The organism is Colwellia sp. 75C3, assembly GCF_002836255.1.
GTDB lineage: Bacteria > Pseudomonadota > Gammaproteobacteria > Enterobacterales > Alteromonadaceae > Colwellia.
Genome location: NZ_PJAU01000058.1, coordinates 24,924 through 40,060 on the forward strand (window position 1 = coordinate 24,924; position 15,137 = coordinate 40,060).

13 protein-coding genes are annotated in these 15,137 nt (G+C 39.2%); 7 read left to right on the plus strand and 6 right to left on the minus strand.

The genetic code is table 11. The features are described from left to right. Window positions 1-45: 45 nt before the first annotated feature. Genes CXF85_RS17005 through CXF85_RS17035 form a run of 7 tightly spaced genes read left to right on the plus strand, consistent with a single transcriptional unit; the run spans window position 46 to window position 6,822 of the window. Window positions 46-1,032, plus strand: a complete 987-nt coding sequence (locus tag CXF85_RS17005) for an AAA family ATPase (protein WP_442871880.1) — start codon at window positions 46-48, stop codon at window positions 1,030-1,032. 9 nt (window positions 1,033-1,041) lie between these two features. Continuing rightward, a complete protein-coding gene (locus CXF85_RS17010) occupies window positions 1,042-2,070 on the plus strand; it encodes a DUF58 domain-containing protein (protein WP_101229837.1) in 1,029 nt (342 codons plus the stop codon). Continuing rightward, window positions 2,067-2,666 (plus strand): DUF4381 domain-containing protein, encoded by a 600-nt coding sequence (locus CXF85_RS17015; protein ID WP_101229838.1) that lies wholly within the window; start codon window positions 2,067-2,069, stop codon window positions 2,664-2,666. The genes CXF85_RS17010 and CXF85_RS17015 overlap by 4 nt, the downstream gene beginning before the upstream one ends. Then, on the plus strand, window positions 2,663-3,715 hold the full coding sequence (locus CXF85_RS17020) for a vWA domain-containing protein (protein WP_101229839.1): 1,053 nt from the start codon (window positions 2,663-2,665) through the stop codon (window positions 3,713-3,715). Before CXF85_RS17015 ends, CXF85_RS17020 begins: the two co-directional genes overlap by 4 nt. Further along, on the plus strand, window positions 3,712-4,701 hold the full coding sequence (locus CXF85_RS17025; protein ID WP_101229840.1) for a VWA domain-containing protein: 990 nt from the start codon (window positions 3,712-3,714) through the stop codon (window positions 4,699-4,701). Before CXF85_RS17020 ends, CXF85_RS17025 begins: the two co-directional genes overlap by 4 nt. Further along, the gene (locus CXF85_RS17030) at window positions 4,695-5,483 is read left to right on the plus strand and encodes a hypothetical protein (protein ID WP_101229841.1); all 789 of its coding nucleotides are present in this window, start codon (window positions 4,695-4,697) and stop codon (window positions 5,481-5,483) included. Before CXF85_RS17025 ends, CXF85_RS17030 begins: the two co-directional genes overlap by 7 nt. Then, window positions 5,473-6,822 (plus strand): hypothetical protein, encoded by a 1,350-nt coding sequence (locus CXF85_RS17035; protein WP_232771245.1) that lies wholly within the window; start codon window positions 5,473-5,475, stop codon window positions 6,820-6,822. The genes CXF85_RS17030 and CXF85_RS17035 overlap by 11 nt, the downstream gene beginning before the upstream one ends. Window positions 6,823-7,039: 217 nt before the next feature. Here CXF85_RS17035 and CXF85_RS17040 read toward each other — a convergent pair whose 3' ends face one another. From CXF85_RS17040 to ydiJ, 6 genes are all read right to left on the minus strand, one after another. Beyond that, window positions 7,040-7,294 carry a hypothetical protein gene (locus CXF85_RS17040; RefSeq protein WP_101229843.1) on the minus strand — a complete coding sequence of 85 codons (255 nt, stop codon included), beginning with the start codon at window positions 7,292-7,294 and terminating at the stop codon, window positions 7,040-7,042. A gap of 201 nt (window positions 7,295-7,495) precedes the next feature. After that, window positions 7,496-7,789, minus strand: coding sequence for an integration host factor subunit alpha (locus CXF85_RS17045; protein WP_101229844.1), 294 nt, complete (start codon window positions 7,787-7,789; stop codon window positions 7,496-7,498). Between the two features lie 3 nt (window positions 7,790-7,792). After that, a complete protein-coding gene (pheT, locus tag CXF85_RS17050) occupies window positions 7,793-10,216 on the minus strand; it encodes a phenylalanine--tRNA ligase subunit beta (protein WP_101229845.1) in 2,424 nt (807 codons plus the stop codon). Between the two features lie 11 nt (window positions 10,217-10,227). Further along, complete coding sequence (pheS, locus tag CXF85_RS17055; protein WP_101229846.1) at window positions 10,228-11,223, minus strand: phenylalanine--tRNA ligase subunit alpha; 996 nt, start codon at window positions 11,221-11,223, stop codon at window positions 10,228-10,230. Between the two features lie 295 nt (window positions 11,224-11,518). Further along, the gene (locus CXF85_RS17060; RefSeq protein ID WP_101229847.1) at window positions 11,519-11,755 is read right to left on the minus strand and encodes a hypothetical protein; all 237 of its coding nucleotides are present in this window, start codon (window positions 11,753-11,755) and stop codon (window positions 11,519-11,521) included. A 106-nt stretch (window positions 11,756-11,861) separates the two neighbouring features. Beyond that, window positions 11,862-15,032: a D-2-hydroxyglutarate dehydrogenase YdiJ gene (gene ydiJ / locus CXF85_RS17065; RefSeq protein WP_101229848.1), complete on the minus strand. Its 3,171-nt coding sequence runs from the start codon at window positions 15,030-15,032 to the stop codon at window positions 11,862-11,864. Between the last annotated feature and the right edge of the window lie 105 nt (window positions 15,033-15,137).

Sequence of the window (15,137 nt, forward strand, 5' to 3'; positions counted from 1 at the left end):
TAACTACCATAGATAATTGAAAATCAATAGAGAAAGGATTTTTAGATGAATGAGCAGATGAGTGACAAAACGAGTGCGCTAGCGCAGCTGCAGTTATTAAAAGCACAAATTGAGCAATCGGTTATTGGTCAGTCTCATGTTGTAGACTCTCTGCTTATTGCTTTATTAATCAATGGTAATATTCTATTGGAGGGCTTACCCGGCACAGCAAAAACTCGTTCAATTAAAACCTTAGCACGTTCACTTGCCGTTGATTTAGGTCGCGTGCAATTCACCCCTGATTTATTACCCTCTGATGTCACGGGTACCGAGGTTTACCAAGAAGTTAATGGCAAACCTGTACTGACTTTTCAGCAAGGTCCTATTTTTAATAACCTGTTACTTGCCGATGAAATCAATAGATCACCCGCCAAAGTTCAAGCTGCACTGCTAGAAGCGATGGAAGAAAGACAAATCACAGTTGCCGGTAAAACTTACAAGTTACCTGAGTTATTTATGGTTTTAGCGACACAGAACCCGATAGAACAAGAAGGTACCTACCCTTTACCTGAAGCGCAAATGGACAGATTTATTATGAAAATAAATCTAGAGTATCCTGATGATGCCGCTGAAGCTGCCATAATAAAATTAGTGCGCAGCGAAGAAAAAAGTATACAAACCGTAGAAAACATTAGCCCTGAGCACATTTTTACCGCCCGTGATGAAATTCATAATATTCATGCAAGCCAAGCCATTATTGACTACATCGTTGCTATTATTATGGCCACAAGAAAGCCCGAACGCTATCCTGACTCTCCCTTACAGCAGTGGTTAACGGTCGGATCAAGCCCACGAGCAAGTATCGCCATTGATAAATGTGCCCGCGCGCAAGCATGGTTAAACGGCAAAGATTTTGTTGACCCAGAGGACGTTCGCTCTGTTGCCCATTCAGTCCTTCGTCACCGTTTAGTGCTCAGTTATGATGCTTTAGCTGATGGCATTACTGCCGACGTGGTGATAGATGAAATACTTAAACAGGTAGCTGTTGCCTAGGGAGTTCATATGAGCACCAACACATCGGCTAATAAAAATAGCTCTAAAGATAGCTCCCAAGACAAATCTAAAGACACGTCAGCTATTTACGCTGACTTAAATGAATTGCGTAAGCTAAAATACTTAGCTAAAGGCTTTTCGTTTACGCCAAACCAGCCTGCGAATAGTGCCTTAAGTGGAAAGAATGTTTCTAAACTTCGTGGTCGTGGACTCAACTTTGAAGAACTACGTCATTATCGCCCCGGCGATGATATTCGCTCTATGGATTGGAAAGTCACGCAAAGAACCGGAAAACCACATATTAAAGTGTTCACAGAAGAACGTGAACGCAATGTTTTTTTAGCTATAGACCAACGTATGACGATGTTTTTTGGTAGCACAAATAAAATGAAATCAGTCATAGCAGCTGAACTTTCTGCATTAATTGCATGGCAAATAAGTGACAGTGGCGACCGCATTGGTGCGGTGATTTATAATGATGAAAAAACTAAAGTTATTCCCGCAAAACGTGGCAAGCAACATGTTGTCAATCTACTGTCTGAAGTATTAAAGAAAAACCATGAATTATCTTTAAAGAGATCCATCGATAACAATGACCCTCAGCAAAATAATGATAGCGAATCCTATAACAAAATGTTGGCGACGTTAAATAAAGTCGCCAGTCATAATGGTTTAATCATTTTAATTGGCGATGGTCACGGTTTTAACGATAAAAGCACCGATTTCATTAAGCAATTAAGACAACATAATGAAGTTATTGCTTGTCATATCTTTGATCCCTTAGAGCAAACCTTGCCTAAAATGTCACAAATGATTGTCAGTGATGGTAAACAACAAATTCAGTTTTCTTCTGATAATAAACAGGTTCAAAAGAAGTATGAAACTGAAATAGCGCGACAGTTAGCAAGTTATGTAAAAGCGGCTAAAAAATATAGAATCCCGTTAATTGAAATTGATACTATTGCCCCTGTTGAGCAACAATTGCGTAAAGCCCTTGGTCACCGCGCCGGTAGTGGTAAAGGCGGAGTAAACATATGAGTTTTGAAAAACCTTGGGGTAATTATTTACTTGAAGCGATTGTCGAAACAAAAGCGCCCGAGACAATCAGTTTTTGGCCGCAAACCATTGCTTGGCAGTTAATTTTTATTTTTTTGATAATATTTACGATCAAAAAAAGTTATCTATTCTGGAAAACTTACCAAGCGAATGCTTATCGCCGTGAAGCCTTAGCATGGCTCTCACAATGTTCTCTTTCAAATGAAAACGATGTCAGGCAGTTACCTGCACTACTTCGTAAAACGGCACTGTTAGCTTGCGAGGTAAATAACAATAATCGCTTAGCTGAAAGTGCTGAACTTGTTAAGGTTCGCCGAGATGAAATCACTCAGCTCTCTGGTAATGCATGGGCAACATGGTTAGACGAACAGTGCACTAAAACAAAATTCAGTCATCAAACAGCTCCCCTTTCCACTGAAAAATTATTGACAAAACTCGCTTATATCCCGCAACTTGACCTTAATGATAGTAAATTCAATGACGCCTTAACACAGCTTCGCCAACAAATTACTTTATGGATTCAATATCATCAGCTCAATGATGAAAGCTTGCAACATGATTTAGGGAAACAAACATGATTGAATTTGTTTACCCCTGGGCATTTGTCTTATTAGTTGTGCCCGTTTTTGTAACGCTCTTTGCTCCAGCATACAAAGAACGTAAATCTTCAATTAAAGTGCCCTACTTTGCTCGCCTTGTTGATGTAACAGGTGAAAAACCACAAAGTGGCGCCGTGTTACTCAATCGTAATAATATTCAACGCCTCATTGTGGCTTTTTCCTGGCTTTGTATCGTCACTGCTATCGCTAAACCAGAAATGATTGGTGCGCCTATTAACCAAGAAAAATCTGCGCGAGATTTAATGATTGCCGTAGATTTATCCGGCTCTATGTCAGTTGAAGACTTTACCCTACCTAATACGACGAACAGTTCTACAGCCAAACCTGAACAAGTAAATCGCCTGATTGCTGTTAAGCATGTGCTCAATACTTTTGTTAAAAATCGCGAGCACGACAGACTAGGATTGATCCTTTTTGGTGATGCGCCTTATCTGCAAGCACCTTTTACTGATGACATAACTACATGGCAAGCCTTACTTAACGAAAGTGATATTGGTATGGCAGGTCAAAGTACTGCTTTTGGTGATGCCATAGGCTTAGCTATCAGTGTTTTTGAACAATCTGATACTCAAAATCGTGTCTTGATTGTATTAACCGATGGCAATGATACGGCATCTAAAGTCCCCCCTGTAGAAGCGGCAAAAGTTGCTGCGGCCCATGATATTAAGATATATACCATAGCGATTGGCGATCCAACGGCCGTAGGCGAAGAAAAAGTGGATCTTGAGGTATTAGCTGAAATGGCTAGCGTTACCAAAGGTAAAAGTTTTCAAGCGCTAAACAGTGAGGAGTTGTTAGACGTCTACGCTGAGATTGATAAACTTGAACCACAGCAATTTGACTCTTTATCTTTTAGGCCCAGGGTCAGTATTCATCACTACCCTATCGTATTATTTGTCAGTATTTATCTATTAGCATTGTTTATTGTCAACATTCGTATTCGTTTACAGTTACGAAAACAGCTGCGTCATGTACAAAGCTCAAGCAACCCAGGAGGTATTTCATGATTGATAATATCTCGCAATTTTTTGCTAGCATGCAACACTTTCATTTTTTACGCCCTTATTGGTTGCTGGCATTTATCATTATTGTTTACATCATTCGCGCATTTTCATTACGCGATGATAATTTAGCGCAATGGCGATCTTTAATGTCTGCCGAAATTTTGTCATCTTTAACGGTGAACGGTAATAATAACAACTGGCTGTCACCACAAAAGATGTCAATCATCTTAGCTATTCCGCTTTGCATCGTACTAATGGGTCCGACCTGGCAACAACAACCGTCGCCTTTTAGTGAGAATAATGCAGCACTGATCATTGCACTTGATGTGTCACAAACCATGGAACAAGGTGACGTCCAACCTTCAAGACTGTTACGCGCAAAACAAAAAATCATCGAATTACTCGAACTCAGAGGTGATAGTAAAACAGCGCTTGTCGCCTTTGCTGGCAGTGCTCATATAGTCATGCCTATAACTAATGACAGAGAGATGATACGCCACTTTCTCGATGCTTTAGATGAAAAGGTGATGCCTGTTTCCGGTAAGTTACCTGAAACTATACTGCCTTTAGTTGATAAGTTACTGGCTACAACAAGTGTGCCCGGTACTGTATTATTAGTCGGCGATGGCGCGACCAGTAATACGGTAAGTGCCTTTCAGGACTTTTTTGATAAAAAATCAGCGCAGTTACTCATTTGGGGCATAGGTAAATCAGCCCAATCAGCGCAAGAACCTGACACCATATCAACGGATATTATTCCATTACAACTTGAGCAACTAAAAGCATTAACTAATGAAAGTAACGGTCGTCTGATATTGATGAGCAACGACGACAGTGATGTTAAGCGCGTTAATAACTACATAAAGCACAACCTTGTAATTGTAGATGACAATAGTAGGCCATGGCATGATTCCGGTTACCCTATGGTCTTTGTTGTCGCGGGAATTTTCTTATTCTGGTTTAGAAAAGGATGGACTCTGCAATGGTAAAATTACTACAGAGACATTGGTTTGATTTTTCATCACAATCCAAGCAACGCCAATACTTGAATAATCGCTATTTTAAGAAAAAATGGTTAATTACCACTTTCGTTATCGCAAGTTGCCTTTTTGCCTATTTGAAACCACAGCTGTTTTCTGATTTATGGTTGACCCGTGATCAACAAGGACAGGTACTGTTTAATTTTGGGCATTACCAACAAGCCAGCAACACCTTTAAAAATACTCAGTGGCAAGCTTATAGCAGTTATGGAGCTGAGCAGTATAAAAATGCGGTCACTCTTTATAGTCAATTTAACGATATTGATAGTCAAATAGCCAAGGCTAATGCTTTTGCTCATGGTCGTGAATATATTAATGCGCGTAATTTATATCAACAGCTATTAACTATTGAGCCACAAAACCTTGCTGCACAAACCAATATAAAAATAGTTCAGGCAATTATTGATGAAGTGAACCGCTTATCTGCTAGTCAAAAAGCAGAAGAAGGAGAGTCAATAAAAGAGCTCGGCGATGAACCACAAACAGGTGATGGCGCTGAACGAGAAGAAGCCCCCAAAGAACAAGAAATTGAACAGCTCAGTGCTGAGCAACTTCTACTCGACCCTAACTTAAATGAAATGTGGTTAAGGCAAGTACAAAAGAATCCTGCAAATTTCTTATCACAAAAGTTTTATATGCAACAAATGATTAAGACTAAAAAAGATACCCAACAAATAAATAGTGATAAAGGTGATGCCAAAATAGATAACAAGGGGGCTGATGATGAATAAAAAATTTATTCCTCTTCTGGCCTTCATACTGCTTATTTGTCAACAAGCGTTGATATCAAAGGCATTGGCGGCGAAAAACATTGAAGACTTAGTGTCTCAGGGTAAGTTAACGATTAGTTTAAAGGTTAACCAAAATAGACAGTATATAGTCGGACAAGCACTTATTATTTCTATTGAAATATCAACAGACCGATGGTTTGCTACAGGTAGCCAAGTTCAGCATTTCACTTTGAAAAATGTCGTGATGCAAGCAAACAATACCACCACCATCAATGGCAGCAAACGCATCAATGGTCAAACGTGGGCGATGCAAACTCATGAAATAACTTTATACCCAACTGCATCAGGTGTTTATCACGTTGCGCCTATCAAGGTTGATGTATCGATTAACACAGAAAAGGATGGTGTAGTTAGCGGCGTGCTTCGTACGCAAGAAAGTAGCTTTACTATCGAATTGCCTGAAGCACTGGCAGGAATTGAAGATTTCATCGTATCCCCTCAGGTAACCTTGAGTATTGATGGTCAGTTCGATGAAGACAGAGATTATGCTGTCGGTGAAGCTATTACACAAACCATAACAATTACCGCCAGTGATACGCCGGCGATGATGATAAAGCCAATAAACTTATTCGTTAATGATGTAGCTACCAAGGGTATTGCAGATGGGGTAAGTATTTATCACAAACCAGGACAAGTGTTTGATAAAACGAACCGTGGTTCGTTAATAGGTACACGTGTTGAATCTTTTACTTATATTTTCGAAAAGCCTGGACGTTATGTAATTGCTGAACAAGTTATTTACTGGTGGAATAGCCAGTCAAACACACTGGAACGTTTGCTCATTCCATCATCAGCATGGACCGTTTCAGGGGGAGCTTTAGGACAAATTAACCCATTGATTGGTTTAAAAGACGCTAGATTCACTGTTGAAACAATAATAACTCTTTTCATGCTTTTATCATTACTCATACTTATCTATTTAGGTTTTGTTAAACGTCATCATTTATCTGCTTTATATAATAAGTTTACTAAACGTGAACAACGATTACTGCGCAGAAATTTATTAAGCAGTATTAAAAAAAATAACTACCTCGCGGCTAGCCAATACCTTTATCAATATGCAGTACTATCAAATAAACAAGCATATATAAAAGACTGTCAGCTAACAGATAAGTTAAATAAATTAGCTTTTAACGATACCAATGTAGAAAGTGCACAGATAAGCATCTCTGTTAACGAAGCTAAGACATTAATTAGAAAAATAGATAACGTGATTGGCGTAAAAACAAAAGAGGCTAATTTTACTCCTAACGAACGCATTAACCTTAACAGTGATTAACGATTAATACCCCCACACTCTGCGTAAATATATAAACCTGTCTACGCATATGGTTCCGGGACGTCATCCTCGTGGTGTCTTAATCGAGGATCCAGTTACTAAAAAGTGATGAATCTTCGATCAGATACTTCGAAGATGACGGTTACAGCAAGCTCCTGAGTTAACTACATAGGCATGTAAATTAACGTGCGTTCTCAGGCGTCATCCTCGTGGTGTCTTAATCGAGGATCCAGTCACTAAAAAGTGATGAATCAGGACAATATGCGTCAGGATAATATGCTCCTGCATTATCTAATAAGGTACGTCCTGTACCGTCTGCATTATCTTCATAAGTGGCACCCATGCCATAAGACACAAGCGCGAATAAATTCCCGCCTACGGGAGTGACGGTTAATAGGTTTGGTGTACTTGCGGATAAAATGTTACTGGTAGATGGTTGGGGCTCAGCCGCTGATTTGCTAATAAGAAGCATCCCTGCTCCCTTCGAAGACAACAAATAATTATAAACTGGGTTTTACTCGCCTTTTTTAAAACAAAAAACCCGCATTAGCTTTCGCTACTGCGGGTTTTATTATTTTTCTCAAGCAAGTACTAAATTACCCACAGAAGAACGAGCTACAACTGAACAATTAAATTGTCCAGTTTACTATCGAGAGTTTAACATTCTCTATAGTTAGTCGCTATTTCCGTCTTCAACGCGGCTTTTCAGTTTCTGACCTGGTCTAAAGGTAACAACCTTACGGGCAGAAATTGGAATATCTTCACCTGTTTTAGGGTTACGTCCAGGACGTTGGCTTTTATGACGCAGGTCGAAATTACCAAAACCTGAAAGTTTGACTTGATCGCCACTTTCTAAAGTCTCGCGAATCTCTTCAAAAAAGATCTCAACCATGTCTTTTGCGTCGCGCTTGCTCAGCCCAACTTTTTCAAATAAATGTTCTGCTACTTCTGCTTTGGTAAGCGCCATTGCTTAGTCCCTCAGTGATGCATTTAGTTCTGTTTTTAAGGTTTCAACTACTCTATCGATAACATCAGTGATGTCTTTTTCTTCAAGAGTTTTATTTGTATCTTGTAATACTAAGGCTATAGCGAGACTTTTAAAACCGTCATCAATACCTTGGCCTTGGTATACATCAAATAAGTTTAGATCAATTAAATAATTTCCGCCAACCTTTTCAATAAGTTGTAACACTTTTTTTGCATCAATGTCCTCTTTCACTACGATAGCTAAGTCACGACGATTGGCAGGAAAGCGAGATATGTCGCTGGCTTCGGGTATTTGTTGCACTAAGACTTCAGACAATAATAGCTCAAAAATTAATGTTCGACCATTTAGACCTAATTTTCTTTCTAATTCAGGGTGTAAGGTTCCAACACAACCGACATAAACACCATTTTTAGTGATTTGTGCCGTTTGACCTGGATGTAAAGCATCAACTTCAGCTTTTGAAAACTCATAACCATGAGCATCACAAGTCAATGCTAATAACGCTTCGACATCACCTTTAATATCATAAAAATCAGTTGCCGCTTTTTCCATGCTCCAGTGTTCATCAACACGAAGACCGTTGATAACACCCGCTAACATGTTTTGTTGACGAACGCCGTTCTCAGCGCTTTCATCTGGAACAAAACGTAAGCCAGTTTCAAATAAGCGTACTCGGCCTTGCTGACGATTTTGATTATAAACCATCGACTGCAACAAACCGGTCCATAAACTTAAGCGCATTACCGACATTTCAGAAGAGATTGGGTGTGGTAACGTCATCACCTCTTGTCCTGGGTGCAATAAGGCTTGTACTTTCGGATCAACAAAACTGTAAGTTATCGCTTCTTGATAATCACGATTTACTAACACTTGTTTTAGGTTTGATAAAGAAAGCTTAGCTTCTTTTTTCTCACACATTTTCAAGGTAGCTTTTGGCGAAATATTTGGAATATTGTTATAGCCATAAATACGCGCCACTTCTTCAATTAAATCAACTTCGATTTTAATATCAAAACGGTAAGCAGCAACAACTACTTGCCATACTTTATCTTCGCCTTCACCTGTTGTATTAACAGTAAAACCAAGACGAGTAAGTATTTCGCTTACTTGTGCATCTTCAATATGATGACCAATACGACTATCTAACATTTTACGACGTAAGCTAACGTCTTTGGTTTGCGGAATGTTAGCATCAGATTTAGCTTCAACAACTGGACCTGCTTGACCACCAACGATAGTTAATAACAGTTCAGTCGCACGTTCAATGGCATCATGTTGTAACGTTGGGTCTATACCACGTTCATAACGATGTGAAGAGTCGGTATGCAAGCCATATTGACGTGCTTTACCTAAGATAGCTAACGGCGCGAAAAATGCACTTTCTAAAAAGATATCTGTGGTGCTATTGGTAACACCCGACTCAAGTCCACCAAAAATACCGGCCATTGCTAATGCTTTTGTCTCATCAGCAATAACTAAAGTACCTTCTTTTAGCGTTACTTCGTTTTCATCTAGTAATGTTAACTTTTCGTCTTTATTTGCGAAACGTACATTGATGCCGCCGTCTAGTTTAGCTAAATCAAAAGCATGCATTGGATGACCCAATTCAAGCAAGATGTAGTTAGTTACATCAACAACGGGGTCTATTGAACGAGTGCCACAACGACGAAGCTTTTCTACCATCCAAAGTGGTGTTGTTGCATTAGGGTTAATCCCCTTAATAACACGACCTAAGTAACGAGGACATGCTTCAACCGCCTCAATATTGATAGCTAGCGCATCATCAATGCTTGGCGCTACAGCCGTAATAGTTGGCTCAGTCACTTCTAAAGAGTTTAATACACCAACTTCACGTGCTAAACCTTTAAGACCTAGACAATCACCACGGTTAGCTGTTAAATCAACATCAATAGTAACGTCGTTTAAATCTAAATATTCACGAACACATTGACCTAACGGCGCGTCGCTCGCTAATTCCATAATGCCATCTGAATCATCGGCTAAACCAATTTCAGATTCACTACACAACATACCAAAAGAAGGTACGCCACGTAGTTTAGCTTTTTTAATTTTAAAATCGCCAGGTAGAACCGCACCTACCGTTGCAACCGCTACTTTTAAACCTAAACGACAGTTTTTAGCGCCACAAACGATATCAACTAACTCGCCTTTTTCAACGGTAGCTGAACTGTAATCGCCTAAACTAATTTTTGTTACTTGCAACTTATCAGCATCAGGATGTGGTCCACATTCAACCACTTCACCAATAACAACACCGCTAAACTCGCCAGCTACAGGGTCAACAGCATCAACCTCTAGGCCTGCCATTGTTATTTGATGCGCTAATTCTTCAGAAGAAAGTGTAGGATTAACCCACTCACGTAACCAAGATTCACTAAATTTCATTATGAGTTTTCCTACTTGAACTGTTTTAAGAAGCGAAGATCATTTTCAAAGAATGCACGTAAATCATTTACGCCATAACGCAGCATAGTTAAGCGTTCAACGCCCATACCAAAAGCAAAACCTGTGTAAACTTCTGGATCTATACCAACACTACGTAAAACATTTGGATGCACCATGCCACAACCTAATACTTCTAACCACTTACCATTTTTGCCCATAATATCTACTTCGGCAGAAGGTTCTGTGAATGGGAAGTAAGAAGGACGGAAACGGATTTCTACTTCTTCTTCAAAGAAATGATGCAAGAAGTCATGCAAAATACCTTTAAGGTGAGTAAAGCTAACGTCTTTATCTACCATCAAGCCTTCAACTTGATGAAACATTGGCGTATGCGTTTGATCGTAATCGTTACGGTATACTTTACCTGGAGAGATAATGCGCAATGGCGGTTTTTCAACTTCCATAGTACGGATTTGAACGCCAGATGTTTGCGTACGTAATACTAATTTGGGATTAAAGTAGAATGTATCATGATCTTGACGTGCAGGATGGTGTTCAGGAATATTCAGCGCATCAAAGTTGTGATAATCATCTTCAACTTCAGGGCCATCTTTAACTTCAAAACCTAAATCACCAAAGAAACTTTCAATACGTGCAATAGTGCGCGTTACTGGATGTAAGCCACCTATTTGTGTGCCACGTCCTGGTAGAGTTACATCAATAGACTCTGCCGCTAGTTTTTCTTTAATCTCTTGGGCACGTAATAATTCACCACGGTCGTTAAGTAATTTTTGTACTGCTTGCTTAGCAATATTAATTACTTGTCCCATTTTAGGCTTTTCTTCTTTCGGTAATTTACCTAAACCTTTCATTTGTTCGGTGAATAAACCTTTTTTCCCTAAAAAGTTAACTCGCACTTGATCAAGTGCCGTTGGGTCTGATGCTTGTGCAATGGCAACTTCAGCCTGCGCTACAATATCATCTATAGTGGTGGTGTCTAAGCTCATGATTTCCTCTAAAACGGGGGTTAATAAACGTATTAAACAGTCTTGGCTTAAAAATAAGCACTGCGTTTAATCGTTTACCAGTAGACTTTTCTATCTTTATTAAATTAATAAAGAATGTAATAAAAAGTCAAATAGTAAAAATGGGATAGATTTTACACGAAAAATAAGCTTTAGGTAGCAGTAATAGTTGATTTTAATGAATAATAGCAAGTCTATTAGCTAATTTACCGCTCAACGGTTATTAAAAGGCTTAACGAGAAGGTATTGATGAAGCAGTGGGTTACTCGGGAATGGTTTATTCTTTACTTTGCATTTCACTTTCGCGTTTAATTAATATAAAAGTTAGATACATTTTAGTAGGTAATGAAAACACTAAGCCAAAAGCGATACACATAGCACTAATGATAATCCCCGTGACACCAAGTGACGCCATATAATCACTATATAGATGTAAGTAAACGCCTAGCAATAACAAACATAAGCCGATACAGATAGATATTTTCAATAAAAGAACTAATCGTTGCTCTGACATTAACTAATCTCCAAAACTATACTCCGAAACTATAAAGATAAACATCATGCCAAGCCCCTCGATTTTTCTGCAAGTCTAGGGCTTGGTTCAACAAATGTTAGCTACTTTACTGCATAGCCTCGAGTATAGCTGCCACCGGATGTCTCGCTTTTAAGTCACTAAAACGTTTAACCTGCGAGCGACAAGAAAAGCCAGTAGCTAAAATTTGTTCACTTTCTAACGCTTCGACTTTAGGTTGCCAACTCAATTCAAACAAACCTTTGGAGTTGTCCAAGTTAGCTTTTTCATGACCGTAAGTACCTGCCATGCCACAACAACCAACACTAACTTTTTCTAATGCTAAGCCAAAGTGTTCGAAAATTGTTTGCCATTCATTTTCACTGTTTACTAACGCTGTTTTTTCGGTGCAATGGGAGAAAAGTTTGAATACCTTGCTTTTAGAAGGCTCTTTTGACATTTCTGTCGAGACATTTTTTGAGGCCAAGGCTCCTTTGAAATCGGTATCTTTTTTGATAAAAGTCAATAACCATTCATGAGCAAGTAATACGGTAAAGTCACCGCGTTGTTCTTTCAAGGTTTTGGCGTATTCATCGCGATAACACAACACCATTGACGCATCCATCCCCAACATAGGCATATCAAGTGCTGCAAGTTGATTTAAGAAGTCACTGCTTGATTTTGCCGTTTTAGCGAAACGCGCTAAAAAGCCTTTAACATGTTGCGCTTTACCATTGGGCTTAAAGGGCAATAAAATAGGCTCTAAACCAAGATTTTTAATCAGACTCATCATACTTTGAACGGTATTAGCATCATAAAACGAGGTAAAAGGGTCTTGTACAATCAGTACATAACCTTTGCGTTGCTCTTTGGTTAACCCTTGTAATTTACTTAAATCAAAGCCTGAAAAACCGGATTTTTTCACTTGTTTTTTCAAGGTCGGAACAGAAAGCAAAGGCGTATTAACATAACCAATTGTTTTAGCTGATAACTTGTCGTAAAGCTTAGTATTAAGTACCGCATTAACGATTTTAGGGGCTTTAGCCATTAATGGCGCTAATATTTCAACGTTAGCGACAAGGTGATCTTTTAATGGTCTTGCATAACGGGAGTAATATATATTGATAAAACGTGATCTGAAATCAGGCACATCGACTTTAATTGGACATTGACTAGCACAGGCTTTACACGCTAAACACCCCTGCATTGCATCCATCACTTCATGAGAGAAGTCACCATTACCCTGTTCATCTTGTTGAGGTTTGCTAATAAAATTGATACGTAATTTATCGACAGCAGTTGTTAGTATCTCTTTTACCGACCAAATATTTTTCGAGTTATTAATGTTGTCTTCTAGTTTAAGAATATCAACACCTTGTTTTTCTAATAAACGTAACCATTCGCGCATTAAACCTGCGCGGCCTTTAGGCGAGTGACGTCTGTCACGGGTAATTTTGCTCGACGGACACATTGGACTATCTGCATCATAGTTAAAACAGAGCCCGTTACCATTACAATCTAATGCGGCGGTAAAGGACTCTTTAACTGTCACTGGTATTTGTCTATCAAAAGTACCTCGTTTGATATCATCAACGCTAACTAATTGCTCATCTGAATCAAGTGGCGTACAAATTTTCCCTGGATTCATTTTATTATGAGGATCAAATACCGATTTTATTTTTCTAAGCTCGTTAAATAATTGCTCACCAAAAAAATCTGGACCGTATTCAGAGCGGTAACCTCGACCATGTTCGCCCCACATAAGGCCACCATATTTCGCGGTTAACTTAACGACTTCATCTGAGATAGTGCGTAATAATTTTTCTTGCTCAGGGTCGCACATATCAAGTGCCGGACGTACATGTAATACACCAGCATCAACATGACCAAACATGCCATAATTTAATTGATAACCATCAAGTAACGCGCGAAATTCACCAATGAAATCGGCAAGGTTTTCTGGTGGTACTGCAGTATCTTCGGCAAAAGCTAACGGTTTTTGGCTACCTTCTGTTTTACCTAACAAACCAACCGCTTTTTTACGCATCGCATAAATTTTATTAATGCTAGCAAGATCAGAAGTGACTTGGTAACCAATGACGCCACAGCTATCTGCGCCACTTTGGCTAATCAAATCATCAAGGCCTGAGGTCAGCACAGCAACCTGATCTGCTAAACCGGCGATGCTATCACCGTTATATTCAACAACGTTAATACCATCCATGACTCTACCAGGCACGTCAGTTATTAATTCACTGACGCTATGCCACACAATATCTTGCTTAGCTAGGTTTAGTACGCGTGAATCAATCGTTTCTACCGATGTGGCTTTGGCTTCGACCAATGCTGGAGAATGACGAAGTGCGGAATCAAAACTATCGTATTTGATATTAATCAGCGTTTTAGCCACACGAATAGGATTAATGTTGAGCTTTGCTTCACAAACAAACGCTAATGAACCTTCAGAGCCTGTGATCAAGCGTGATAAATCAACGCCAGTAATGTCTCCGTTGTCGTTTGCTTTTAATACATTCTCTAAATCGTACCCCGTTAAAAAGCGGTTTAACCGCGGAAAGGTCTGTAACACTAAACCACGATTTTCAATACATGAGTCAAGAACTTGCGCCATAATATTCGCATAAGTCTCGCCATGAGTACGCTCTAACGTTGCTAAGTTTTGCGCTTGAGCTAAATCCATAGGTTCAGTCTTAAAAACCTCACCATTAGCCAATACTGATTCAAGGGCTAAAACATGATTAGATGTTTTTCCATAAACTAATGAGCCTTGACCTGACGCATCAGTATTGATCATGCCGCCAACGGTCGCTCGGTTTGAAGTAGATAAATCCGGGGCAAAGAAAAATCCATGGGGACGTAAATAATCATTCAGTTGATCTTTAACCACGCCAGCTTCAACGCGTACCCATTTTTCTTCGACATTAATCTCTAATACTTTATTCATGTATTTAGATAAATCAACCACAACACCTGGAGTTAAGCTTTGCCCGTTGGTACCCGTACCACCGCCACGAGCGCTAAACTTTATGCTCAGGTATTGCTCATTACTCGCTGTTTTAGCGAGTAATGCTATATCGGCTTTAGTACGCGGTTGGATGACTAATTGCGGTAACTGCTGATAAATACTGTTGTCGGTTGCGACTGAAAGTCTTGCGCTATAACTGGCATTAATATCACCAGTAAAGTTTTTGTCTTTTAATGAACTAATAAAATCGGTGTATAAAGCAGGAAGATGATTTTTATGGCTAATATGGGGAAGCATAACGACTTAACTTTTTTGAAACAGGATAGTGCTTCGAGTATATCATGGAAGAAATGGATTTTTACGCAAACAATCGCTATATATTCAATATTTTGGCAAATAAAT